Raw genomic sequence first — 26,056 nt, 5'->3', positions numbered from 1 at the left:
TTAATTTAAGTAGTCCACAAGTCACCAACCTTACGTGTAAACTTCCCTATATGTGGCATAAGATTTTTGGGCGCATATTTGGTGATACCATCTTGCTGTCTATTTAATACGCTATCGTGCACATATACTTTTTGCGACCCGCCATTGTTAAACATTATATCCCTGTAAAAACGGGGCTTGGATCGATAAATGTGTTTTCTTGATTGATGAATCTTTGCTGCATAGTGTCCCTTCAATCCATTCCTAAGATAACCTTCGATCTCAAGTCCGGCCTTTCCTGCTTCATCAATCATCCAGCTTAAGGGGATATCAGACAGATGCACTTGCTGTTGTAAATCCTTTTTCAACAGCAGGTGTATATACTTTCACTTTTGACAATCCATATACATTGATTAAATCTTTATTTACTCCTGCACAACTAAATAGCAACAATAAAAAAACATATAGGAATTTCATATTTATAATAATTGAGGTAAATATTATGAGTATAACATAGGCCTTCACATCTGATAAATTAGCTAAAGCGCCAAAAAGCATAAGCAATATTTTCCAAAGTACTGTTAATCCCTTAGGAAGCCTGATGCCTGTTAAAGCCCGGCGTTGGCAAGGCCATACGCCGAACTATAAGTATGTATTGTAATTCAATCCATTCAACTACAAATCAGACATTATTTCCTTAATTGCCTTAACATCTTCAGGTAAGGTAATTATGTATTCGATTCTGGCGGCTACATCAATTATTAAGATTGAATGCTTAAAAACCATCATTGCCACTTTGAATTCAATATTAGAATGTTTATTAAATACAAACTCTCCTAAAAAAAGACCTGACCCAAATTTCTGTTGTATGTGTCTCTTTTTCTTAGACCTTATTAAAACACCCTCCAGTTTATCAACTTCATTACTTGATAAAATTGTATATTCTGAATTCTCAACTTTATTAAAATAAGCGATAACTCCTCCTGTTGATAACCCAACTGGGACTGGGGTATGATACAATTTTACAGTCTTTAAACCTGAGGATATTAGTTCATTCTTTTTAAAAGTTGCACAACTTCCAATTGCTATAAATAATAGAATGTATATTGCTTTCATTATTGATCTATTTTAATGTAAATAATATGAATATAACATAGGTCTTCACATCTGATAAATTAGCTAAAGCGCCAAAGGCATATCCATATTTTCCAAAGTACAGTTAATCCCTTAGGAAGCCTGATGCCTGTTAAAGCCCGGCGTTGGCAAAGCCATACGCCGAACTATAAGTATGTATTGTAATTCAATCCATTCAACTACAAATCAGACATTATTTCCTTTATTGCCTTAACATCCTCAGGTAAGGTAATTATGTATTCGATTCGTTGCGATAAATCAATAATTAAAATTGATTCACCTGCACTCTGAATAATGGCTTTAAATTGAATACCAGTTTCAATTGGAGCGTATAAAACACAGAAGAAGTTTCTCATTCCGACTTTCCGTTGGCGATGCTTCTCCTTTTTTGCCTTAAACAATGCAGATTCTATCTTAGTAGTTTCATCTTTTGTCAATATTGTAAAAGCAGATTTCTCTAGTTTATTAAAATATGAAGATGCACTTGCTGTTGTAAATCCTTTTTCAACTGCAGGTGTATATACTTTCACTTTTGACAATCCATATACTTTGATTAAATCTTTATTTACTCCTGCACAACTAAATAGCAACAATAAAAAAACATATAGGAATTTCATAATTATATATTTTAATGTAAATAATATGAATATATCATAGGTCTTCACATCTGATAAATTAAGTAAAGCGCCCAAATGCATATGCAATATTTTCCAAAGTACAGTTAATCCCTTAGGAAGCCTGATGTTTGTTAAAGCCCGGCGTTGCTGAATCGGCTAACAAGATAGAAAAAGTGAACAATGAAGATAAAACACATATCCTTCATGTTCTGGACGGCTTCATCAAATCCGTAAAACCTAAAAAATATTGCTATTCTATAAATGTAAAAAAGCCCGGACTTGCCGGGCAGCTTGTCTATTACTAATCTTCGTTTTTTAGCGTAAAATTTAATATCCTACACCTACTATCAGGGTAGTGCACTTTTATATTTATGCTTCTACACTGTTCAAACTTAATCCATTTTTTCATCTCTTTAGGCAGAATACTTCGAGCCACTAACTCAATGGTTTCTTTATTCTGAAATTGATAATCTTTGTATTTTCTAGAAATATTATACATACCATCATTTCGCACACCATATATTTCCTCAAGCGTAAGATCTTCTTTAACCTCCAGCAACTCGCAAGGAAGAGAATCTTTTCCATGGTAATAAAATGCTGAAATATAAACATCTCTATCTTTTGCACTTATGAAATCATAAACCTTGATGGTAATGTAATCAGATAATACAATTTCACCATTAGTATTAGTGGTTTGTTCCATTGGAACAATATTTATATCAGCTTTTATATTATTGGTTTCATGAGGAACGTACTCTCGTAATTTTATACGATTATACAAGAGAGGACTACCACATTCGCACGAAACAAAAACTATGGATATAAAAAAAATATAATATTTATTCATTATAATTCAAAACCATATTTCTTTAATATTGGATAACACATGTAAATGGAAAACTTATGAAATAGAGATTTTCTAAATTCCTTCTTATAAACTTTAGGTGCCTCATCTCCAAAAATAAATGAAATAGCCTCTTTATTGTTTAAAAACTGGATAACAAGGCAGTATCTATCAACTTTATCTTTAGTATAAACTTGTAAATATTTTTGACTTAATCCATCAAGGTCCTCACTTGTGACATTCTTTTTGAACTTATCAATAAGTCTTTGCGATATTTTATTCGTACTAATTCTCTCAGTTCTTGTTAAAACAGGTGTAATGCTATCAGTACTAAAGTGGCGATAAAGTAATTCAGTGGTATTGTCTAAGTTAAGATAGAATTCTAATAAATCATTTTTACTATAGCTATAAAAATACACCTTAATACAATTTGATAAATCTTTATAGTTGTGATAATTATCTACATTCCCTAACATATAAGACATTTCTATCAAAGCACGTTGACTGGTTAAGTCTGAAGTGTTAATTTCGTTAAATCTTCCATATAGAGTATCAACCTCATTTATTAATGAATAACTCTCAGTATAATAAAAACTCTTTTTTATTTTATTTTTAGGATTATACGTCTGTCTCACTCCATAATATACGGTAGTATCACAAAATTTTTGATCTATACTATTAACTGAAAATGAGAAATTTCCAGACCTTGAAAGAAATTGGCTTACCTCATATGTATTATTACCATTGCAATAAAACCAGTTCTTAACAATAACTGTATCAAGATTCTTATTATATAATCGCCATAATGAATCTGTGATAAACTTTTGTTCTTTAATTTGAGCTTCAAGCATTAAGGCTACTAATAACAATAATGATATACAAAAGCTATGTTTTTTAAAAAGTACCATATTAATTCTTTTAAAATTGAATAATTCTAATTCCAAATAAATTTTCAAATTGAAACCCTTTATTCACGGATTGGCTTACATACCTTGTTCCAAATAATTGAACATCAAATTGTGTGACAAAATCAAATACTTCAATTTGCATTGCCTTACCATTATTTAAAATTGAGCTTTTTGCGTAACTGACATTTGATTTAATACTTGTATAACCTTTAATACCTCTGGGTTTGCGAATTGTAACCTGATAGTTTCCATCTATTGTTGTTTGGATATCAATTAAAGGGTTAGTATTATTATTTATTTGGTCTTAAAGATAAATACTCAAAACGGTTCGCGAGGTAGTAGTTTTCCCCATATCGTATGGGGAAAATTAGTATTTTTCACCTATGTTAAACAGAGTGTTTATTTAGCTTCCCCCTACCCGCTTAAATCGAAACAGAGCTTTGAAGGCCTGAAAGCCAATGATATGAGTGGATATTGTGTAATGGCGGCTTTGACGAAGGAAAATGGAAGCCTGAAGCAACAAATCCATCTCTGGTGCGCAGCATTCACCTTCGCGTGGGCTGACCATACCAAGCGTTTCAGACCTACGGCCTGCTATTTACAGCTTGGGAATCAAATCCGAAGGATTTAATCGATGTAATCTGTTTACCCCAATGGCTATCGGGGCGTGGTCAAAAGAAGTAAAGTATAGTACAAACCAATGATTTAAATAAAAAAAAAGAACCACGAATTACACGAATTACACGAATTGTGCAATCGCTACGCGATTGCTATGGCGCAGCCATAATCCGTTAAATCCGATTACCCCAATGGCTATCGGGGTACACGAATTATTGACTGGACCATTTGATTATTGTTACAACTAATCGCTAAGCGATTAGATAATCCGTGTAATCCGTGAAATTCGTGGTCAAAAGGAAGAAATCCGTGGTTACAAAAGAGCAGTTCAACAATTCGACAATTCGACAATTCAACAATTCAACAATTCGACAATGTAACAGTTCGACAAAAGTGCATTTCAACTACTGAAGGCACTATTTCTTCGGTAATGGTTGCAGTCACCTTCGGAACCGCTTCGACTCCTGTTCGGTAATCCTTCGGTAATTGTTCGGTAATTGTTCGCTACGCGCGTAGACGATGAAATACCGAATGATTACCGAAGAACTACCAATAAAGACCCGAATATGGTCCGATTATGGCCCTAAAAAGGTTCAAACGGGCCGTAAAAGTGACAATTTTGTATCATTTTTTATGTTTTTTGGTCAAAACAGGCATTTTCCCTAACGTCCTTTGTATACTGTTTTTAACATATATCTCACAAAAAACCACTTAAGTATCATGTAATGTGCAACATAGGCATCTAGCCAAATTACAATGCATGCATTGTAATTGTAATGCGCTTGTAATCGCTGTATGTTTGTTGAAAATTGAACTCAAAAAACAAATAGCATGAATTTGACAAAATCGAATAAGTACCTGTGTGGCTGTACCAATAAAAATGTGCAGGCTTGCTGTTTGGATGTACCGCTTATACCAGAAAAAGCGTCTTCCCTGATAAAAATAAATGAGCATGCCTTGATTTCTCGTTATCTTTGGCAAAAACAACTAGCATAGTATGAGTAGCATCTCCAAATATTTTCAGGATATCCAGGAAGAAATGGTTCATTGGCGCCGCCTTATTCATCAATATCCGGAGCCGGCCTGGTGTGAGTTCGGGACAGCTGCGTTTGTCGCTCAGTCGCTTAAGCAATGGGACTTTACGGTTTATATGGGCGAAGAATTGATATGTGATGAACGCATGAACTTACCTGCTAATGAAAGTCTGGATAAGTTCTATACGCAAGCCATGGAGCGCGCAGACCTGGATCAAGAGATACTTGAAAAAACCAAAGGAGGCTACACTGCTGTTGCCGGTGTTATTGACCGTGGCGATGGTCCGGTGAAAGTATTTCGTTTTGATATGGATGCCCTCCCCGTTTCTGAAAGCCGGTCAAACGAACATTTCCCCTTTGCAAATAATTTTACATCGGCTTATAATGGCTATATGCATGCCTGTGGTCATGATGTCCACTCCGCTATAGGTTTGGGTTTCGCCAAATACCTGGCTGAACACAAAGATAATTTCAAGGGTAGAATAATACTCTTGTTTCAACCTGCTGAAGAGGGTTTGGGTGGAATGGCTGCCGTCGTGAAACATCCACTATTCAGCAATGTTGATGAAGCATACGGCTTCCATGTATGGGCCAACAAAGAGCAAGGTGAGTTTATTTGTGGAACCTATGGACAGCTCGCCAGTAAAAAGTTTGATGTGACAATTACAGGTAAGGCTTCTCATGCGGCTCTGGCCCCTGAAAAGGGTATCAATGCCATGCTTCCCGCTGCTGAAATTATCTTAAGCCTGGAGAAGTTAAAAAGCGAATTCCCGAGGCATATCAGGCTAAATGTCGGACAGATGCAGGCAGGTACAGCACGCAACATCGTGTGCCCTGAAGCACAACTAAAAATTGAAACCCGTGCCGGCGACACCAAAACACGTGATCAACTCTACTCTGCCTCTATCAAAACGATTGAAGCTATATCAAAGAAATACGCTTGCCAATGTAAGGTGAATTTGGTAGGTGAAGCCGAAAGTGCTGCCAGCTCTGTTGACCTTGCCCAAAGCATTCAGCAGATGGCAAGAGCTGCAGGTTTATTCACTAACTGTCTCGAAGGAGAATTACACAATACCTACAGTGAAGATTTCTGTACCTTAATGAATCATGTCCAGAATACCGGGGGGAAAGCAGTATTTATGGGTATAGGTGCATCCAATGATTCAGGAACCCATCACCAAACCAACTTTGATATAAGCGAAGAAGTTATGTGGAAGATGGCCAGTGTATTGGCTAATGTTGTGTCCTGAAACAGTATGACACCATACTATCTCAGAATGCCTCTGTCATATTAAAATAGATCAGCGTATTACCGTCGATGGGATTATGCCCGGCATCAATTCTGAAATTCATCCTTGGCTGCACCTCAATGCGCAATCCCAGACCGAAATTAGGTAAGACAGCTTCTATATTCCCAAGGTCGGGCCCCATAAAACCGACACCACCCCAGGTGGCAAAGCCAAAGCGGTTAAAAAGCCGGCTCCAGAAATCAGTCTGATCGGTGTTAAACATATGTCTGTATTCGAGCAAACCAAAATGCGCTGATTTATCCCTGTACTGCCCCAGGTAATATCCCCTGATATCAAAAGGTGAGCCTATCATTTGCATACGCGTTACAGGCACATCGCCAAAGCTGTTGCTTGTTTTCAACATCCAGCCCAAAGAACGCCTTGGCCCCATAAATTCGAGTAATGTAAACTGACGGTACTCCAGGTTGATCAGTGTATAATCGGAATCGCCACCAAACTCATCGAGAAAAAATGTGGTTTTAAAATCCAGGAGTAAGCCTTTGTAGGCATTGGCAGGTATGTCGCGGGTATCATAAGAGATGGTTAAGCCCAATCCGGTGTTCATCGACAACAAGCCTGATTCATCGCCACCCTGGGCAATATAGTCCGGATCATTTTGCACGCCTTCACTTGGACTCTTCATATAATCCCTGGAAACATCAACCAAGGCTCCTCCGAAGAAATCTGTTTGCCCCATTCGCCATAAAAGAATAGGATTTATCTGCCAGTTACTGGCCCGATACTCCGAGGTCTCTTCGCCTCGTACAATACTGTTATTGGTATCATAACCAACTCCATAATAATTATCCAGGGTATTTTTAAAGATCACCTGTCCAAAAATCCTGAAACGATCATGGTTAAAGAAGAACTGGGGACGACTTATAAGGTTAAAGCCACCGTTGAACATGAAAGCAAAACCAATGGGTACAACAGAGCGATCCAATTCCATATCCTGGGGATCGGTTCTAAAGGTAAACAGCATACTTCCACCTAGTAAGAAGCCAAAATCAGGCGTATAACCCGGTCCGCCAAGTATACTGAACCTTAAGTTTTTATGCTGCTTTGTCGTATCGTTTTTTTCTTTCTCAATGCCGGTGGCATTGCAGTCAATACTGATAATAAAACCAAGTATTATCAGTATATACTTTGATATTTTGCTCATTAATTACTTCATTGTTAATGAAAAATAATGTTGGATGCGATAACTAATGGGTATTGTATTTCGCAGCCTTTGTCATGTATTAAAAACCAAACCGGTACTGCAAGCCTGTCATAAAGAACTTTTGATCATCCCTGTAACCTAATTCCGCCCTGTACATCCAGTTCTCGTTTATTTCCAGGTTAAAGCCAATTTGTGTACTCCAATTGTTAACGATTTCTTTTTTAATGTCGTAATTGATAGCATCTGAATTTTCCAATCTTTCGCTGGCATGGTCCAGCCGCTCTTCCCTGGCATATAATTCATCCAGTTTCTCATCCCTCCCGGGAGTTGATTCAGGCAGGCTTTCCCATAATAGTATTTGCTCATCATTGATGGCTGTTAATCCATCTATCGCCCGTGCTATACCTTCGTCCAGTTCAGGAACGCCAATTGAACCCGTGTTATTTTCTTTATTTACGAAATCGCGATACATGGCACCAATGTAAAATGCCAGTTTCATATCATTCTTTAAACTGACCCTTTTTCCAATGCGGGCCGAACCAACAAAGAAAGCAACAGTTTGCTCCAACAGATCGGAAGTCGACCAGGTCATATTTCCATCAACATTAACAAAATAGTCACTCCATCCATAAACAAGGGTTGAACCAATACCAAATGAATTGGCGGTAAACGTTACCTTATCCACATCTATCGGCTCTTCCAAAGTTCTGATCTCCATCAGGTTTCCATTGGGCCCCAGGTCTTTTTCCACCACCCGCGGTTGAAAAGCCACCTTTGTTGATCCCTGGTTACGTGAATAAATACCGTATACATTAAAAAACGGAAATATCCATGCATCAGCCCTGATGTTTACACCGTTGGTTGTTCCGACTGTTTCGGTAAAGTTCAAAGTTTCAGGATTAATAATATCATCGAGGTTCTCACCATCGTAAAAATTCATGCTGAAATGCGTTAAATCCAAGGTCATTTGATTGTACACATAATTGACATTGATACCGAAAGGCAACTGCATTTTAATGTTGCGATCTGCCACTTTTTGCCCCCATATGGGTAATACATATGGGTATTCAGTTTTAAGCTTTGTACTGTCCTGACTGGATTGAGCTGTTTCACCTTGCCCAAACATGGCTACTGAATTCATACAACTAAAAATCAATAGCAAAGTAAACGTCTTATATGCACCCATAACTCCTCAATTTTATTTAACAGTATAGCCTTTGCCTTCCATGCATGCAGCAAATGCCTTTTTAAACTTTTCTTTCATTTCTTCTTCAGCAGCCGCAGCGGCGGCGTTATTTTGTTGTTGTTCCTGCTGATCACCATACACTTTTGCTCTTCGCCCGCGCAAGGCACCGGCAGTGGCACCTATGGCAGCACCCTTTCCGGCATCACCTGCTATGGCACCAATGGCAGCCCCTGCAGCAGCACCCCTTGCAGCACCCGCTACGGCATGGCCCTCAGGCGCCTTGTTTACTTTCTCAGCTTCAATCTTGGGCAGATTCAAAGGGTCAATTCCTGTTTGCTCCAATGCCCATAAATAGCATTCAAATTCATCATTTTTCTGCTGATGCTTGTCCTGACCTTTCGAAGGAAAGACGACCAGTTCGCCACTTTGTGATATCTGGTTGTATGTCATTTTTGCCGTGTCAGGTAAAACCTGTGTTGTGGGCACATCTGTCTGAGCTAGCGCTAAGGCCGAAGCCACCACAAAAATCAGAAGTAGTATTATTGCTTTCATCCGTATATTCATTTTAATTAATCAACATCTGTTTTCACATACCCGTACCCCAGTTGCCTGTATACATCGGCCTCATTATAGAAGGTATAGGTCTGGACAATTTTTCCATTCTCTATTTTATAGTTGGTATTGGCCCATATGGTAGCCTCATCGCCGCTTTTATAAGTTATCCGGAGTTCTGACCAATTGGCAATCCAGTCGCCTTTATTGGGTCCCTCAGGTATGCGAACAGCTGCGATCTGGTTTCTGGTGTATTTGATATTTTCATACAGGTATTCACAATTGTATTTCCAGCTTTCCACCGCCTCGGCTTTTGTCGTATAATCGGTAAATGACGGTCCGAATCCCTGGTAACTCTCATCAAGAAGTGATTCCATCGTATTGTAGTCCAGATTTTCCACTGCAGATATGTAGCTCTCAACAATGGGGATATTTTTATTTGCTGTTTGCGTACTGTCAGAACAGGAAATACATAAAAGTATGGCGAATAAAACAAGCAATTTTTCCATCTCAAAAGTTTTTAATTTATCGTTAGTTATTGTGGTACCTGATTGACATCCTTATTGGCCTTTCCCTGTACCATACTCCATTATACATCATTTTATAACGCTCCTTTTTTGATGCTTATAGTCACATCTCTATTTTATTTCTTAGCTGGCACATAAGGATCAGCCTGTCCGGCTTTAATAGGAGGATTTTCTTTCAGAGAAGCAACATGTTCTGTTAACTGTTGCAGTGCAGCTTTAGGCACCCAGGTATGTGGAAACAGCACATTGTCTTTTTCCTGGGGATCGTTGTATAAGTTATATACACGTGGCATGGTATAGGTTTTTAACTCGCCGTTCCAGGAATCTTGTTCTTTAAAGTGCAATTTCCAGTTTCTCCACTTAACAGCAAATATGTCGTTCCCCATATAAACAATAAAGCCATCCCTTCCTGATTTATCCGTTTTACCAAGGAAGAAATCAGACATATCTATACCATCAATAATCCGGTCGTCAGGAATATTACCACCGGTGATAGCGGCTAAAGTGGGATATAAATCCATGGCATGAACTATTTCATCACTCGATGTACCGGCCTTTATTTTCCCTGGCCAGCGGATGGCAAATGGCACTCGCAAGGCACCTTCAAATCCGGTGAATAAAGTTCCCCTCCATGGGCCTGCTGATCCATGTATTGCTGTTTCAACTGTCATACTGGTATTTCCATAGGACATGGCTTCGGGTCCATTATCGGCAGTGAAAATAAATATGGTATTATCGCTTATTCCCAGGTTATCGATCTTATCCAACAGTTCACCCAGGTAATCATCTATCTGCAACAAGAGATCGACCCATGCTCCTTTCCCTGTTTTTCCCTCATAATCGGGATGTGGCATGGTAGGAAAGTGAGTGGCCGTGTAAGGCAAATACACAAAGAAAGGCTTATCGGCCTTCGCCTGTTTCTCCATAAATTCCATTGCCCTATCAGTCAGGTCACGGTCTATAAGCGGGCGATAATCTAACCTGTATGGCCTAACCTTTTCAGGCACTTTACCTTTTTGGCCCTTCATCACAAACGTTTCATGAAGCTTACTCTCTTCAAAACCAACTAAGGACGAATAGGGTGATTCATCGGTTGAGTTTGGGATTCCGTACCACTCATCAAAGCCCTGATCGGTGGGGAATCTTCCCGGCGTCCGGCCTAAGTGCCACTTCCCAAACATGCCGGTGGCATAACCGTTATCCGCTAACATTTCTGCCATTGTAACTTCCCATTGCAAGAGGCCATAGAGCCCTTCACCTAGAGGAACTGTGGCATTTCCACTACGTATTGCATAGCGCCCGGTCATGAGTGCTGAGCGAGAAGGGGTGCATTGTACTTCCACGTTAAAATTTGTCAGGCGCAATCCCTCTGCCGCAAGCTTATCCATATTAGGAGTTGCGGTTCCCCTTGTTACACCTCCTCCATTGAAGCCGGGTTCTCCCCAACCAAAATTGTCAAGAAATACCAGCACCACGTTTGGTTTATCCTGTGCAATACTGCCAATTATAAGAAAGAACGTAATAAGAAATGTAAAGAGATGTTTCATGGCTATTCAGTTATTGAAAATGTAAAATTCTTCTAATTCAATTATTACAATTTAATAATCAATATTTTAAAGTTCAATAGCAAAATAAAAAGCTTTGGTTCATGCAGACGACATTTGCGTCTTTTGTGTCTATTAAAATACGCTGCAGAAGCAAGTAGCTACCGTGTATTTTCCATCTCTTTTCTTTGTCTATTCGGGGACTAACAAGGACTGTGTAAACTCATCCGATAAGTTGGAATCATTGGAAAAAAGTCCCCCTCATCAAAAAAGTCAGCAGCCATAAATACTTAACAAACAATTAAAAAAAAGGCTATCCGTATTGAATTTGTAGCTATTTTTCTCCAATTTGGTTAAGATATTTGTTACACCGGCAGTTAGCATACTAACAAGGCCTTTTCAATCATATGTTCAGGCGGGATTTACGGGCCATATGATGTATAGTAGTAAGGCATAAATGATTGACTATTAATAGAAAATAAAAACAGCAGATACATTCATTACTATACAATGTATATATATTCATTTCTCTTACCAACTGAGAGTTTAATGCAATAATTACCGTTGACGAATGAAAAGAAGCTTATCATTATTATTTAAATACATCGCATCTGCATGCCTGTTACTTCTTTTGAGCAATGTGAGTTTTGCCACTTCAAAGATCGATACTATCTATTTCCAGGATGGCGACCGAATTACCGGCGAGGTTAAATCACTGGATCATAACATGCTCAATCTTTCAACAGATGATTCAGGTACGATCCATATTGAATGGAGTAAAATTGACAGCGTACATATCAAAAACCCCATGAGAATAATATTAAGCGATGGGCATATCATGTTTGGTATTCTGAAGCCTTCAGGCAAAGTCGGCAGTTGCATAATAGAGGAAGAAGCGGGCACAAAAGACACGATCAGATTATGGAGTATTGTTGAACTGACTCCCCTGGAGAAACGGTTCATCGATCGTGTATCAGGCACGGTCAGCTCGGGCTATAGTTATGTAAAGGCCAGCGATGTGACCAAACTTGATTTCGCCGGTAATCTTAAGTACAGGGGCGAAAAGGTCATTATACAGGTTGACTATAATGTTGTTTTGACCAAAGAATCGATTGGTACCACCCAAAGACAATCGGGAGGTGCATCTTTATACAGGGTCTTACCCAAGAACTGGTCCATTCATGGTGCTGCCCTGGCAGAAAGCAATACTTATTTCGAACTTGACCTGCGTACATCTGTAGCTCTTGGCCCCACCTACTTTCTGATTCGAAATAATAAACAGGATTTATCAGCAGGACTGGGAATCACAGCTAACACTGAATATTCAGGAGAACTGGTAAGGGATAATTTTGAAGGATTGATCCAGTTTAACTACATGTTGTTTTTATTCGACTCCCCTGAAGTATCAATAAATGTAAAAGCCAATTTAATTCCCGGTATATCAGAGCCCGGACGTTTCAGAAATGAAATAGACGCTAATATTAAATGGGAAGCTTTTCATGATTTCTTCCTGAAGTTTACCTATTACAACAGCTTTGACAATGAACCGTTGTCGGGAATCAATGCCGGACATGACTGGGGCAATACAATAGGCCTCGAATACAAATTCTAAAGCAGGGGTAGATTTGCATGAATTTAATTATCAGCACCTAAAGTGTAACATCAAGCATCTATTGGCGTGAGCTCAAATGGTAACTACTTTGTTTTTGATGGCCCAGATTATTAATCCCGCATTATTACGGGTATTGGTTTTTTGCATCAACTTACTTTTATTGGATTCAATTGTTCGTAAACTAACAAACATTTTATCTGCCAGCTGCTGGTTCGTCAAGCCCTGACAAATAAGATTCAATAATTCAGTTTCCCTATCTGACAGTTGAAGCAGTTCTTTTTTGTCCTTAACTATTTCATTCTCCAGCCCATGAATATTGACTATGATTGAATGCAGCAAATCCGGCGAAAAGAAATTTCCATTGGCATGTACATCTCTTATGGCTTTTTCCAGTTCATTGGGGTTTGATTGCTTTAGAACGAAACCTTTAGCTCCTGCTGTTACCATTTGGAAATAATACTTGCGATCATTATGCATTGACAGGGCGATTATTTTTATATCGGGTTTCAGGCTGGTTGCCAGTGTAGTCGCAGCAATTCCATCCATAACGGGCATATCAATATCGGTCAATACGATATCCGCATCCAGGTTAAGGATATCATCTGTAAATTCCTTTCCATTGGAATACTCAGCGACAATTTTAAAATCTTCAACCTGATCTATCAACAGCTTCAGGCCCTCAAGCACCATTGGTAAATCTTCTACAATTGCAATCTTTATCATATACACTTGGTTTTAATTCTTATTTTAACTGTTACGCCTTTACCCGGTTCTGAATAATAGGTAAAGTTTCCACCTAATTTTTCAATCCTGTTCTCCAGGTTTACCAGTCCAAAACCTTTGGCATCATTTTTCTGAGCAGGGTAATCAAATCCTTGCCCGTCATCGGTATAACTTATCAGCAAAACTCCATCCTGATCAATTATATTGATGTGAATAGTTGTGGCATTGGCATATTTAATGGTATTGTTTATCAGCTCAGTCATTATTCTGTATATGGTAAACTCAATTAACTCATCAACGCGACACTTTAGATTGGTTTTGATTGAAAAATTAATGTCCTTAGCAAGTTTCACTTTCTCACAAAAGGAACGTATAGCATGCAACAAGCCATATTTAGCAAGAATATCAGGACTTAAATTGTTAGATATTTCCCTGATACTGGATGCAGCCTCCTCAATCAACTGGTAGGCCCTGGTGGCGTAGTTGCCCGTATTGTGTTTTCCCTGTTTTTTACCAAGGGTATGCAGGTAGATCATGCTTGTTGATAACAAGGGACCTAGTCCGTCGTGCAACTCCTTAGCAAACCTTGACCTTTCAGCCTCTTCTGATCGTACCATGGTTTTAAATATTTCTTCCTCAAGGCTTTTTTTCTCACTCAAATCTCTAACCACGGCCCATACCAGCTCTTTATCATGCTGAATCCGTTTGTAAACCGTCACGTCGGCATAGATCAGATTACCATCCTTGCTCATCCCCTCCATCTCAATGGTTCGGGAATTTAAACGGTTCTGAGCTGCCAGGCTCAGGATAATACTATCCCAGTCGGTTTCTTTATCATGAATTGTGAACTTATAATCCTTTCCGATCAGTTCATCCCTCGTGTATCCTAATAAATCGCAATAACTTTGGTTACATTCACTTATCCTGAGGTTTTCATCTAAGAAAACCATTCCATCGTTACTTCCTTCAAAGATGCTTCTGTATTTAGACTCACTGGCCACCTTTTGTATTTCTGCTTCTTTTTGCTTCGTTATGTCAATTGATATGCTGCCAACAAGCAGTTTATCATCAGGCGTAAATAATGGAAATTTTATCACATCATAACATCTGTAACCTTCATCTTCACGGCAGGTATTCAGTTCCTTCCTAATCGCTTCTTTATCATCAATCACCTTGTTGTCCATTTGATCCAGAACATCTGCTATCTCTTTAGGAAAAACCTCCTCTCGGTGTAAATTCAAAAAATTAATATCGCTGGCGTTTATATACTCCAGGATGGCTTTATTGGCAAACATGAACCTTTTGTTTTCATCTTTTATGGTCACGTGAAACGGATAAGCATCCATAAACAACTGAAACCTGTTTTTTTGAAAATCTATGGCAGCTATTGATTGTTTAAGCTCATTTGAATAGTCAATAGAAGAACCTAAAACCTTTTTGTATAAGCTAAAGAACATATTGAGCATATAGGCAATATAAAACAGGATAAGGCCATACATTATTCCGTGAGCCACCCACATGTAGAAATTGACAAGGTAGCTGTTAAAGTCAGGTGCCGGAACTAACATTTCAGTATGAAACAAAATGGCGATGCCAAAAAAAACTACCAGGTATACAAGGGCGTAAGAAATAGCTAGCCTGAGACTATAGAACACGAGGGGGATAAAAATCATGGCGAAAAACAGGAAAGCGCCACCGGTTAGTGTATATGTGCTTAATGCCGTAACTGATAAAATAAGAACAATGATAACAAGCAAGTGTAATTTTAAGGCTGTTTTCAACTTGTTTTTGACCAAAAGCAGAAAGATGGTGGCACAAAAAATAAGCGTATGGACAACAAATGCGTCATACCAGCCTATAAGGTAGAACCTGATTAGAGATAATACGGCAGATGGAAGTATAACAACAGCAGCCCCCTCAATGGCTTTATTGATGATTCGTTCTCTGCTGATGTTTAGTTCCTGGTTAAAATCCATCACCTGTTGATCAGAAATAATTAAACTCTCTTATGCTGAAAGCGCACTATTCATTTCCGTACCAATAAGCAACATGTGTCTACTCAGGCATTGTATTTTAAAAAGTAAATGGTATGCTTACATGGTCACGGTCGATAGTACAAGTTAACTATCTGAAACATGGTATGCAAATATGATCTGTGGCAGATTTCCTGAGGTCACGGACAGCAAAACCTCATAGATTTGTGATAGAAGTAGCAGGAGAGGAACTTTTTAAGCTTTATAGAAAGAAGCAGTGAGGCAAGCGAGTAAAAGCCATAATTGCCAAGATATCTACACCTTACACCTTCCCCAGTTTTTATATTATGGCATTATTATTTGAATCAACTCATTGATTTATCATTAAAGCCCTTAACATATTCGATTATCACCTTCCAGTCACCTGCATAATCGACATAATACATCTCTTCAATCCCGTTATAATTAAACTTTAAGCCATTATTGATTACCCCCCACTTTTTCAACAATCTGATATCTGAAATATTCTCGATACTATAATTTAGTTGCTTCTGATCCAGAGCTTTAAACAGTAAATTATCCCTGGTCAGAAATAATTTACCCATACAGCTTTTATCCGAATTAAGTCCGGCCGGACCATCGATCAGGATCTTTTCATCATCATGTATATCTGCTGAGAGCTCATAAATCTTTTGATGCATTTTACGATTCAGTAAGGGTTTAAGGGAATATACCACCACAGCTAACATAACACCCAATAACAGACTTACCACCGACCACATAATAACATCAGATTGATCAGATAATAATCCCATGGCCAGTAATACGCCATAAATAAAGATGCCGATGATGATTCCAACTGTTAAAAACCTGTGCTTCATAATTTATAAATTAAGGATAAGACCATATTAAATATGTATGTGTGCTACATCGTTTATTCTACTCTTTTCAATCAGTCATGCATTTTAATGGCTCCAGAGAGAAACTTTTTTCTCCCTGGCGCCATTACAAACCAAAACTCTGTCTATGAAAATATTAATTCTAACATCCGGTAATAAGATTGGAGAGGAGAGTAAAACTCTCCATTCTCCATGAACAACCTAAACCCATTCTTTGAAAAAAACATTGTCCCATTTATTAACTTATTCAGGTTTACTATTTCATCCGTTGATGAAACAGTCAGGATTAAAAATCCTGTATTCAGATTGTCTTATATCAAATTACTTTATTATCATTTTACAAGTACCCATCTGATTCTCATTAATTATCAGGCGACACAAATACATGCCCGACATCATATCTCCCAGCTGGATATTTGTCACGTGTATACCTTCATCAAAGGTACCAAGCTTAATTGTTTGACTTAATTGCCCTTGTAATGTATATACCTGTAAGGTAACATCACCCTCTTCCAGCGTTTTAAATACCACATTTGTATTGTTATCGCATACCGGGTTAGGTAATATCATTACCTGCTTAACTGAATTGATAAATGTTTGACTGATATCATCCAGTGAATATGGGGCTGAATTGGCATCATCCGGACTATTGCTAATCAACACATAACTTCCTACTACCGTGAAACCATCATCATGGCCATCATCGGCTGCAAATACCACGAACCCGGTACCTGTTTGTAAAGGATGTAATGAGATGAAGTCATTACCTAAAGCCATATCAACGATATGTGGTGTATAGTTCCCTGCGTACATACGCATCACATCTTCATCGGGATCAGTAAATAACTGGTTAACCGTAAATGATGTTACATTCGGGTCTGCCATGTTTAACTCAATGACTTCGTACTCCTTATTAAATACAGGAGCCCTGTTTTTATTGAGTACCTGCACACAGATGGTATCGTGAGTCACGTTTCCGCTGGCATCAGCTATTTGTACCGGATAATTATATGTGCCGGCACTTTGATAATCAGTCTTAACAAGCACCTCTGCCAGGTTTGGCCCTTGCTGCACCAATACAGGAACTAATGTATCATTGGTCTGCTCAATAGATATCGTCATGTCCTCACCTTCCGGATCATGGAACAGGTAATTCCAGACAGCCTCTTCTGTCTCTGTTACTTTAAGCTTATCTGTGTATTTGTTGGGCCACATCTTTAATTGTGGACGACCATTTATATTCATGACGAGATCAAATTCATCAACCTTATTGTTGATGTCATTGCTTCGTGTTATGATACGCGCATAATTGCGACCAACATCACCTTTATCAGGAAACAAAGATGCCTTCACCTCTAATGATTCACCACTTGCTATAGTTCCTCCTGATGGATTTAATTGTACCCAACTACCCTCACCGGCAGCCGACAATCCACGGATTTTATTCAAATGGCGCATATGGAAATCATTTGACCATCCACTGTCATCGATGCCAAAAGCATGAATAATTGTGTCATTCACACCATATGTTGCATTGAATGATTTTCTAAGCAACTCATCGCCCTCTTCAGTTTCAGGCATCACATCAAAGCCCATAAAATGAGTGCTGCCGTGAGGGGTGACTTCAATAAAGAATTTTTGACCTGCCGGTATATCGATAACAGTATTTAATGGGAAATACACCCATTCATTCTCTGTATAACGATCAATAATGTAATTTTTATTGAAGAGTGTATCACCTTCCTGTGGGAATCTGCCTCCCAGGTATACTGCCACCTTTACTGTTTTATCCAGTGACGTTAGCTTCACATAGGAGCTGACATGTGACAAGGCAAAACCTTCTTCAGGAGCGGTAAACTCATTCACCCATGCAATACGCTGCCCTGGTCCATGCCAGCTGAAGAAATAGCCATCTGCATTATCTTTATTATCCCATAGTAGTGAATCCATAACTGTTGGCTTCTCCGAGGTGTAATGCCCTATTTCATCAATCTTACCCGGATAAACTCCTATTTCTCCTTGCGCTTTAACAGCCGGGAAAACACCAAACTCCAATGGCGAAGCACCTGTATTTTGAATATTGAATACAAAGGATGTATCCTGGTCCTGCCCTAAATTGAATTCCCTGCTACTATTATCCCAATTGAGCACAGGAGGCTCAACAAAACTTGCTGTAACAGCTATCTGTTTTGTTCCCGCATTGCTGTTTATGGTAATGATACCATTGTCGATATCCTGTTTCTCATTAACAGCTATTCTGACCTTCAATACCTTCTCATCCCATGGTTCTAATGCAAGGACCGGTGACAATTGACCAGAGCCAGACATAACAAGCTCTTTTCCATCGTCAAACAAATCTATGCCATCCAGATTAGCTATTGTCATCGCCGACACCGATAAGCTGCCAACACCAGTATTCCGAAGTAGAATATCCTGTTCGATATAAAACTCAGTTGCGTCAGCATTATAAATTACATCCTCCCACTGCAGGCTATCAGTGACATCAAGCACCGGCTGTCCGCTGTAGTTAATAACCATTGGTAATTCCACCAAGGGTTGAGCTGCGCTATTGGTATGCAGCATCAAGGTATCCTTATAGATTCCATGCACAAATACATTACGACCATCAAGTGCGATCTCAAGCTCCTCAGTTACACCCTTGGGTGTATTACCGGTATATGACGGCACATAAACGATGGTAGTTGAATCCTGAACAGGTGGATCCCAATTATTGATAGTCATCTCACCAATGATGTGTTGCTCATCCGGGCTCTCCAAGCCATAGGTGAAGCCACCTCCAAAGGCCTCAGTAAGGTAGTAGTGACACCAAATATAACCATCATGGGTCAGTTCCAGCTGAAAGGTCACATTGCCCCCACCATCACGTTGATCAGAACTTTTATAACGGGTCCATTGTATCTGTATACTTTTTTCCGATGCCTGGTACCAAACACCATCATCCTTAATTGAAGGTTCCAGACTTGCCACCCATAATGGAGCAATCATACCATTCAGCCCATCATTGGGTGCGAAAAAATTTCGCGTAGCATCGCTGTAAGGTTCATTAACGGTTATATAGCCGTTTTTAGATACCCAGATAGTATCGTAAAGCTCACCATAGAACGGGAACGAGAATGGTAACTCAATCATCTGTTGCCTGTCCTGCAGTATTTTGTACTTCGTTGCTTTACCTTTGATATTATCCCATTTATGAAATACCTTCTGTGAATCACTTACCAACATCTGGTAGTCAAAAACGCCTGCTAATAGTTCATTCACCAATTCGCCTTCTGGTTTTTTACTGTTTGTAACGTTTGCCAATAAGCCATTGGAGAATGCGTAGCTCAATTCATCAGAGTTGGCATCAACAGCCATGCTTAAGGGTATCCTTTGGGGTTCGCCGGCAGTCAGGTCGACATTCAGACTACCATCGACTACATAGGTAAACAGCGGATCGCGCCGGCCTTCTGCTTTTATGACGATTAACTCTTTTGAACCATCCTCAAAAGTAACGGTTAAGAAAGCGTCATGCACTTTTGCTTCAAGGGATTCAAATACAACCGGAATCATCACATTCGAATGAGCAGGCAGACTTTGTGGCAATGTCAGTGTCGTTGAAAAAGCAGCATCGCTAAAGTCCAGTGCAATAATGGAAGCATTGGCAGTACCACTATTCTCCACTTTAGCAAACAACGTTTTTAATTCTCCTACCCGTTGCCAGTTAAAATCTATAGAGTCCTGAGCATCATAAACCGCTGATCCGGTAATGTTAATGTTTACAGGTATCTCCTCCTGACCACTTACAGTGTTGCCTTTCACCCTAATGTGATTGATAAGCGTTTTCTCGCCCGCTATGGCAATAGAAGGATCAATTGTTACTGGAATTGACACCGATCCATTGATTGAAAGTGCTCCCTTCACATTGTTTTCGGTATAGGAAATATTCACATCCCCCTGAGGCTCAAAACGAATGACCAATCCATCACTTATCAGATTAGTTTCGTCGTCAAAATCTTTGTATTTATAGTAGTCTTCCCAGAGTATGCCCTGGATACCAATAGCATACTTAATTTCAGGTCGCTCACTTAATACTGAAACATCCTTATAACGGTACTCTATGCTTCCATCTCTGAACAGTACAACCTGGTATTCCAATCGACCAGGCTTGTCATTGTACCATCTTGATATCACCAGATCCTCTTCTACACTCAGTACAATTCGGTCTCCATAGCTATGGAAGTAGACTTTATCTACCTTTGAAAATTGAATATCCATCCACAGTGGAGCAAACACCCCACTACCATCATAACTACGTGCCCTCATTTCTTCGCTAAAGAAGCCAGGAACGCCATAATTATAGAAATAGAATACCGATTTTGAATTACCATAAGGGGCCCATATTTCGCTTAGTACGTTATTTTCAAACGGGAACTTCATACCCAGATTAATCGCTTCGGTATGCCATCTTAAAGAGTCGCCATCAATTTCTTCTGCGAACGACTTGATTTCATCCCACCGACCTGCTTGTGGTCCGCCAACATCGTTAGATGTAACTATTTGATAACCCAGCTTATTGGGCTGATTGCCTCCTTTAACCCTCAACTGTCCATATTCTTCCAGTGAATATTCCAATATGGCATTGGAAGAAGCGTTAGTGATGGTTAATTGTACTTCTTGAGTTTCATTAGCCGCTAAAGTCACCTCACTCATATCCAGTGAAAGGCTGATTTCGGCAGGAGCCTTTGCATCCATTACCAGCTGAGCTGTCTGTGTGCCTATATTGGTCTCAACAGAAACTGTTTCAAATTGCCTTCCTGTATTTAAGGCTGTGTAAGAAAATGGCACATGGCCTTCTTCCCCTGGCAGAATAATTATGGTATCATTGGTAAAATTCTCCAGGATGGTTTCTGACACATTCTTTATACTGCTGATTTTAAGCGTATCCAGCCCTATATTTTTAATACTTAACTCCAATTGAGCCGGCTTATTTTGCAATACTTCAAACTCATTCACAGACATTATCTCAGCCTCTGCCTTTTGACCTGTTACATCCACTAATACATCGATGGCAATTCCAGGTTTGGCAGCATCGTTGGTATAGACGCCAATGGCGGCCGAATGTTTACCATTAGACAGGTTACCGGCTTCAATGTTTAACTGGACTTCCTGTGTTTCGCCACCTTGTATTTCACCTTCATAAGGGGCTAAATAGGTAAAAGAGCCGTCACGTCCCGAGCTACACACTTCTAACATTGGCGCAACTCTTGCAGACATAAGCTCAAATGCATTCATGTACGAAACACCATTATTACGTGAAACGAGAAAATAGTCAGTGTAATCACCGGAGTATGAACTTCGTTCCATCATCATCGGGTAGTCTTCTTCAGGAGAGAAGTACAATACCACCCAAAAATATTCCAAATTCTCAAAGCGCTGGGGTGTCAACAGAGGAATACGGGCCACCTGTGGTTTATTAACCTCCTTTGGTACATACTCCTGGTGGTATACCACTTCAGAGTTTTGCAGGATTCCTTCTTTACTTTTTCTGATTTCAATATGTACCGGTGCATTCTCCACATTGGGATACATGATGAATTGCAGATGCGTCATATTAAAATGGGCGTCTGCCGGCATACGGAAACGCGTTGCCAGTATTAACCCGGCATTGGCATTTCCTGTTCCCATATAAAACCGGGGTCCTCCTGTGATGTATGAGTAGGTTTCTTTAAAAGCTGTATTGTCATTTTCGAGTAACAAATCAGAATAAGGTACACTTCCCTTTAGCTGTGATTCTGTATAATCTTGTGTTAAGGGCCTTGTCTCTTCAAATTGCTCAGGGTTGAGTGACGCTTGCGCTAAAGCACTCTCTTTGGCTGCTTCCCAGTCCCTGTAATTGGTCCAGAATGCGTTTTCATTAATGGTGAAACTCCTCCAATAGACAATCCCTTCTCCTGTATTAGAAAATGTGACAGGTATAGAATGAGCATGTTGATTATTTACATCTACCTCTACATACACTTCACGTGTTGATTCTGTGAACTGAGGTTCATCTGTAGTAATAACCTGAATAACATTAGATATTTCTGACACATTCTCGAAGCGATCGCTGGACTTGAGTGCAGCATAATAGGAGGTTTGTTTCCTTAAGCCATGAATGGTGATAGCCACTGTATCGCCAGCTTCAAAAGCGTTTTCAAATACAATGAGAGCCTGTTGGTCAAAATTGCTTTTGGTAATCTGTTCAAGGTCAATGGCTAAATGGAAATATTTTGGCTGGAAATTATCACTATCCCTTGGCACAGTCCACTCCAGTCTCATCTCGTTATGAAATACTTCTTTAGCCCTTAAGTCTTCAATTTTATCGGGCGCTACATTACTCTCATCCATCAGGGCATTTAAAGCATTCAGCTTTCCTACTCCATATTCTCCATTATCTTCAAAATCAAAGGCATTTGCCGAGTTTAAGAGTAATTTACGCAACTCGTTTGGTCGGAATGATGGCCCACCATATTTAGCTACCACCAAGGCGGCCACCCCTGATACATGGGGACAAGCCATTGAAGTACCCTGGTAAAAACCATAGGTATTGCCTGGTAAGGTACTTAACACACCCCCTTCTTCTTCGAAATAGGCCTGATCACCACCCGGAGCGGTAATATCCACCCATTCTCCATAGTTAGAGTAAGGTGCCGGCATTCCGGTCGGACCAGTTGACGCCACCGATAAAGCCTCTTCAAAAGAAGCCGGATAATGAGCATGTTCACGGCCGGCATTACCTGCCGCAGCAATAAAGATACCGCCATTCATTGGGCTTCCTTCATACTGACCTGCCTCGGCTATAAAATACTTCACTGCATCATACACTTCCGGTTCAAAATATCCCGGCTGGGTGTAACCCCATGAGTTTTGAGAGATTACGGCTCCATGATCGGCACCATAAACTATGGCAGCTGCCTGGTTACCATTACCTCCTGGTCGCTCATCGTAAATCTGGCAAGACATCAGGCGAACACCATTGCCACTTCCGTCACCACCGGCAACACCGGCAACACCAATACCATTATTGGAAACTGCACCCACTGTACCGGCTACGTGTGTACCATGTTTATGGGCGGTAACAGGACCACCGTAGACAAAGTTATAGCCATAAATATCATCGACATAGCCATTCTGATCATCATCAACGCCTTCTTCCCCGTTCAACTCTGCTTCGTTGACCCATAAATTGTCTTTCAGGTCTTCATGCTCCGTATCAATACCACCATCTACAATGGCAACAATGACATCTTTGCTACCCACTGATTTTGACCAGGCTTTCAATAAGTCAATGTCCTCGCCTGCACTTCCTACTGCACCATCATTATAGTAATGCCATTGCTCAGGTAAACGTGGATCATTGAATTCAACACCGGAAAAAGATGACTTTAAAGAGCCATTAATTATCTTTTCTTTGGCTTTACCAACCAATTGCAGAGAATCAACATTAAAATAGACCGGCTTCTTGTCATCGCCAATCAATATCTTTTTATACACCGGCTTGGCAATGGCGACATCCTCCAACAGGCGATATTCGTCAGACAGTGCCTGAGGGTCCATTGCAGGATCAAAATCCAGCTCAAACCACAAGTGTAAACCATATTCCCTGTGTTTTGCCTCATGCTTGATTGAGAAGGGGAATACACGTTGTATGCGTTTGATGCCAAATCCATCGTTTAATGCATCAATAGACTCTATGCCTAATGCAGTTGTATTGGATTGTGCATGTGCCGCTTTTAATTGCTTTACTTCCTGAAGATTTTCCTTCTTCAGCTTAATACGTATTTTACCTTTGACAAAATCGTTACTGAGCTCGTTAGAAACCTGTGCACTAACGAATGATGACAATACCAGTAAAAACGCTATAATTATATGTGATAATGAATGCTTCATTTGCTTAATTCTCCGTTTTAATATCGCGCACGTAGCGTACTGAAAATACTGAATACAAGGCTGATGCTTCTTTAACTACCGAGTTGTAGTTATCAAAGAACATAAACATGCATCCCCAGGTATCAGGGTTAAAATCATTGGTCCATAAATAACCCAGTTGTTCCTGGTCAAAGAAATAGTCTTTATTATCGACGACGTTACCACTATAAAACATAGCTCCGCCAAGTACAAGGTCTAATCCTTTTTCACCCCCATGCACCAATTTGGGTAAAGCGGTGTTTCCGCCACCCATCGCTTCGATTAGTTCGCGGTACTCTTTAAGGCTTGGAATGCGCCATCCTTCAGGTGCCCATTGGTAGGCTGCCACGTAATTATATAAACGGCCGTAGTATTTTTTCTCTTCTTCTGTTTCTACAGGGTGACCTTCGCGCATATAGGTCTGCGCAGCCTGCCCGTAGTAAAAAGACCATGCAATGTCAGTTGGTGCGCTGTAAAAGTTGAAATTATCTGCGAACCATTCTTTTCCATTAAGTTCTACTGTTCGGTAGTGTTGCCCGTCGCGCTCATCAACAAACAATCCCCATTTATCACGAAAATGAATGTTAACGGTATCAATGGATATACGTCCGTCCAGCTCCACTGTCCAGGTAAGGAAATAGTCTTCCATGGCCTTACCTTCAAACAAAGACCTGGCATGATCACTTACATATACTTTACCATCCTGACCGTCTACCAGGTTCCACTGCCCTGTGGCACCAGCCGGTAAAAAGGCCTCCAGGGCTGTATATTTTATCTCATCCTCCACTTTATTGCGGATATAGCGTCGGTCTTCTCCCGCATCTGCCCTCAGGCTATCAGTTGTAAAGCTTATTTCCCTGTAACTGTGTTTGCTGCCATATTCCAGGTTCCAACGTAGTGTATAGCTTGTGTTTTCAACACCTATAAATGCAGCTTCATGGTCTGTAGTGTCAATAAAGTAGCCGTTCGCTCCTTCAATGATTTGCCAATAACCTTCTGCTCCGAACTTTGCCTGTTCTGCATTAATAAAAGTTGAAATATTATTCGTTAATGTATCGTTTAGATTGGATACAATTTGTGGGTTTAAGGGTTTGAAAGAAACAGTGATGACATCACTTTCATAGTGTTTACCCTGACTTACTTCCCAGCCTATGCGATAAATTTCTCCGGGTTCACCATGAAAGGTTGTTTCCGGATCATTCACATCATCAAAAACACCATTCTCACCACTATAGATGCGCCAGGTACCTATCTGACCTTCATCAGGAAATGCTGCATTCATTTCAACCTGGTAGCCATCGTTTTCAATATTCAGAAGACTTTGACCTGCTTCAGGATTAATTGTCACTTCATCCTGTTCTTCTGAGCAACTGAGAAAAGTTGCCAGCATTAAACAAAGTGCATAAATATAATGTGTAGTTTTTTTATTCATGTGATTGTTGATTGGACCAGTTCTAACTGACAATAAAAAACAGGCCTCTCCATTCCGTTGAAAAGAGAGGCCTGCA

Annotated in this window: 17 protein-coding genes and 1 pseudogene; 2 read left to right on the top strand and 16 right to left on the bottom strand. The window is 39.8% G+C overall.

Features of this window, described 5'->3' with window-relative positions:
* Positions 1-5 precede the first annotated feature (5 nt).
* From ACRD69_RS20825 to ACRD69_RS20805, 5 genes are all read right to left on the bottom strand, one after another.
* Complete coding sequence (locus ACRD69_RS20825; RefSeq protein WP_430817076.1) at positions 6-347, bottom strand: hypothetical protein; 342 nt, start codon at positions 345-347, stop codon at positions 6-8.
* Positions 348-654: 307 nt separating this feature from the next.
* A complete protein-coding gene (locus tag ACRD69_RS20820; RefSeq protein ID WP_430817075.1) occupies positions 655-1,095 on the bottom strand; it encodes a hypothetical protein in 441 nt (146 codons plus the stop codon).
* A gap of 197 nt (positions 1,096-1,292) precedes the next feature.
* Positions 1,293-1,730, bottom strand: coding sequence for a hypothetical protein (locus ACRD69_RS20815; RefSeq protein WP_430817074.1), 438 nt, complete (start codon positions 1,728-1,730; stop codon positions 1,293-1,295).
* Positions 1,731-2,031: 301 nt separating this feature from the next.
* Positions 2,032-2,433 carry a hypothetical protein gene (locus ACRD69_RS20810; protein ID WP_430817073.1) on the bottom strand — a complete coding sequence of 134 codons (402 nt, stop codon included), beginning with the start codon at positions 2,431-2,433 and terminating at the stop codon, positions 2,032-2,034.
* A 143-nt stretch (positions 2,434-2,576) separates the two neighbouring features.
* The gene (locus ACRD69_RS20805; protein ID WP_430817072.1) at positions 2,577-3,482 is read right to left on the bottom strand and encodes a hypothetical protein; all 906 of its coding nucleotides are present in this window, start codon (positions 3,480-3,482) and stop codon (positions 2,577-2,579) included.
* Positions 3,483-5,097: 1,615 nt separating this feature from the next.
* Here ACRD69_RS20805 and ACRD69_RS20800 point away from each other — a divergent pair.
* Positions 5,098-6,384, top strand: a complete 1,287-nt coding sequence (locus ACRD69_RS20800; protein WP_430817071.1) for an amidohydrolase — start codon at positions 5,098-5,100, stop codon at positions 6,382-6,384.
* A gap of 22 nt (positions 6,385-6,406) precedes the next feature.
* Here ACRD69_RS20800 and ACRD69_RS20795 read toward each other — a convergent pair whose 3' ends face one another.
* The 5 genes from ACRD69_RS20795 to ACRD69_RS20775 form a co-directional block, all read right to left on the bottom strand.
* On the bottom strand, positions 6,407-7,585 hold the full coding sequence (locus ACRD69_RS20795) for a BamA/TamA family outer membrane protein (RefSeq protein WP_430817070.1): 1,179 nt from the start codon (positions 7,583-7,585) through the stop codon (positions 6,407-6,409).
* 79 nt (positions 7,586-7,664) lie between these two features.
* Positions 7,665-8,771, bottom strand: a complete 1,107-nt coding sequence (locus ACRD69_RS20790) for a hypothetical protein (protein WP_430817069.1) — start codon at positions 8,769-8,771, stop codon at positions 7,665-7,667.
* A gap of 12 nt (positions 8,772-8,783) precedes the next feature.
* Positions 8,784-9,323: a glycine zipper family protein gene (locus ACRD69_RS20785; protein WP_430817068.1), complete on the bottom strand. Its 540-nt coding sequence runs from the start codon at positions 9,321-9,323 to the stop codon at positions 8,784-8,786.
* Positions 9,324-9,340: 17 nt separating this feature from the next.
* Positions 9,341-9,832, bottom strand: a complete 492-nt coding sequence (locus ACRD69_RS20780; RefSeq protein WP_430817067.1) for a nuclear transport factor 2 family protein — start codon at positions 9,830-9,832, stop codon at positions 9,341-9,343.
* Between the two features lie 134 nt (positions 9,833-9,966).
* Positions 9,967-11,397 carry an arylsulfatase gene (locus ACRD69_RS20775; protein WP_430817066.1) on the bottom strand — a complete coding sequence of 477 codons (1,431 nt, stop codon included), beginning with the start codon at positions 11,395-11,397 and terminating at the stop codon, positions 9,967-9,969.
* A gap of 568 nt (positions 11,398-11,965) precedes the next feature.
* On the opposite strand from ACRD69_RS20775, the gene ACRD69_RS20770 reads away from it, so the two are divergent.
* Entirely contained in the window at positions 11,966-13,006 is a 1,041-nt protein-coding gene (locus tag ACRD69_RS20770; RefSeq protein ID WP_430817065.1) for a DUF481 domain-containing protein, read from the top strand.
* A 72-nt stretch (positions 13,007-13,078) separates the two neighbouring features.
* Here the strand turns inward: ACRD69_RS20770 and ACRD69_RS20765 are convergent, their stop codons facing one another.
* From ACRD69_RS20765 to ACRD69_RS20745, 6 genes and pseudogenes are all read right to left on the bottom strand, one after another.
* A complete protein-coding gene (locus tag ACRD69_RS20765; RefSeq protein WP_430817064.1) occupies positions 13,079-13,729 on the bottom strand; it encodes a response regulator transcription factor in 651 nt (216 codons plus the stop codon).
* On the bottom strand, positions 13,726-15,705 hold the full coding sequence (locus tag ACRD69_RS20760) for a PAS domain-containing sensor histidine kinase (RefSeq protein ID WP_430817063.1): 1,980 nt from the start codon (positions 15,703-15,705) through the stop codon (positions 13,726-13,728). Before ACRD69_RS20760 ends, ACRD69_RS20765 begins: the two co-directional genes overlap by 4 nt.
* Positions 15,706-16,067: 362 nt before the next feature.
* Entirely contained in the window at positions 16,068-16,583 is a 516-nt protein-coding gene (locus ACRD69_RS20755) for a hypothetical protein (protein WP_430817062.1), read from the bottom strand.
* A 339-nt stretch (positions 16,584-16,922) separates the two neighbouring features.
* Entirely contained in the window at positions 16,923-19,844 is a 2,922-nt protein-coding gene (locus ACRD69_RS25315; RefSeq protein WP_489685674.1) for a T9SS type A sorting domain-containing protein, read from the bottom strand.
* A 3,180-nt stretch (positions 19,845-23,024) separates the two neighbouring features.
* Positions 23,025-24,197 (bottom strand): annotated as a pseudogene (locus ACRD69_RS25310) (S8 family serine peptidase); the annotation flags it as partial.
* A gap of 337 nt (positions 24,198-24,534) precedes the next feature.
* A complete protein-coding gene (locus ACRD69_RS20745) occupies positions 24,535-25,980 on the bottom strand; it encodes an FISUMP domain-containing protein (RefSeq protein WP_430817061.1) in 1,446 nt (481 codons plus the stop codon).
* Positions 25,981-26,056: the final 76 nt, after the last annotated feature.

The organism is Carboxylicivirga agarovorans, assembly GCF_050589845.1.
GTDB lineage: Bacteria > Bacteroidota > Bacteroidia > Bacteroidales > Marinilabiliaceae > Carboxylicivirga > Carboxylicivirga agarovorans.
Note: the sequence above shows the minus strand (reverse complement) of the source record. Positions and strands in the feature narration are given on the sequence as shown.

Coding starts and splice junctions, on each gene's coding strand:
- ACRD69_RS20790 (WP_430817069.1), bottom strand. CDS start 8,771: ATGGGTGCATATAAGACGTTTACTTTGCTATTGATTTTTAGTTGTATG.
- ACRD69_RS20765 (WP_430817064.1), bottom strand. CDS start 13,729: ATGATAAAGATTGCAATTGTAGAAGATTTACCAATGGTGCTTGAGGGC.
- ACRD69_RS20805 (WP_430817072.1), bottom strand. CDS start 3,482: ATGGTACTTTTTAAAAAACATAGCTTTTGTATATCATTATTGTTATTA.
- ACRD69_RS20800 (WP_430817071.1), top strand. CDS start 5,098: ATGAGTAGCATCTCCAAATATTTTCAGGATATCCAGGAAGAAATGGTT.
- ACRD69_RS20795 (WP_430817070.1), bottom strand. CDS start 7,585: ATGAGCAAAATATCAAAGTATATACTGATAATACTTGGTTTTATTATC.
- ACRD69_RS20745 (WP_430817061.1), bottom strand. CDS start 25,980: ATGAATAAAAAAACTACACATTATATTTATGCACTTTGTTTAATGCTG.
- ACRD69_RS25315 (WP_489685674.1), bottom strand. CDS start 19,844: ATGTTGGTAAGTGATTCACAGAAGGTATTTCATAAATGGGATAATATC.
- ACRD69_RS20760 (WP_430817063.1), bottom strand. CDS start 15,705: ATGGATTTTAACCAGGAACTAAACATCAGCAGAGAACGAATCATCAAT.
- ACRD69_RS20810 (WP_430817073.1), bottom strand. CDS start 2,433: ATGGAACAAACCACTAATACTAATGGTGAAATTGTATTATCTGATTAC.
- ACRD69_RS20755 (WP_430817062.1), bottom strand. CDS start 16,583: ATGAAGCACAGGTTTTTAACAGTTGGAATCATCATCGGCATCTTTATT.
- ACRD69_RS20785 (WP_430817068.1), bottom strand. CDS start 9,323: ATGAAAGCAATAATACTACTTCTGATTTTTGTGGTGGCTTCGGCCTTA.
- ACRD69_RS20820 (WP_430817075.1), bottom strand. CDS start 1,095: ATGAAAGCAATATACATTCTATTATTTATAGCAATTGGAAGTTGTGCA.
- ACRD69_RS20815 (WP_430817074.1), bottom strand. CDS start 1,730: ATGAAATTCCTATATGTTTTTTTATTGTTGCTATTTAGTTGTGCAGGA.
- ACRD69_RS20775 (WP_430817066.1), bottom strand. CDS start 11,397: ATGAAACATCTCTTTACATTTCTTATTACGTTCTTTCTTATAATTGGC.
- ACRD69_RS20770 (WP_430817065.1), top strand. CDS start 11,966: ATGAAAAGAAGCTTATCATTATTATTTAAATACATCGCATCTGCATGC.
- ACRD69_RS20780 (WP_430817067.1), bottom strand. CDS start 9,832: ATGGAAAAATTGCTTGTTTTATTCGCCATACTTTTATGTATTTCCTGT.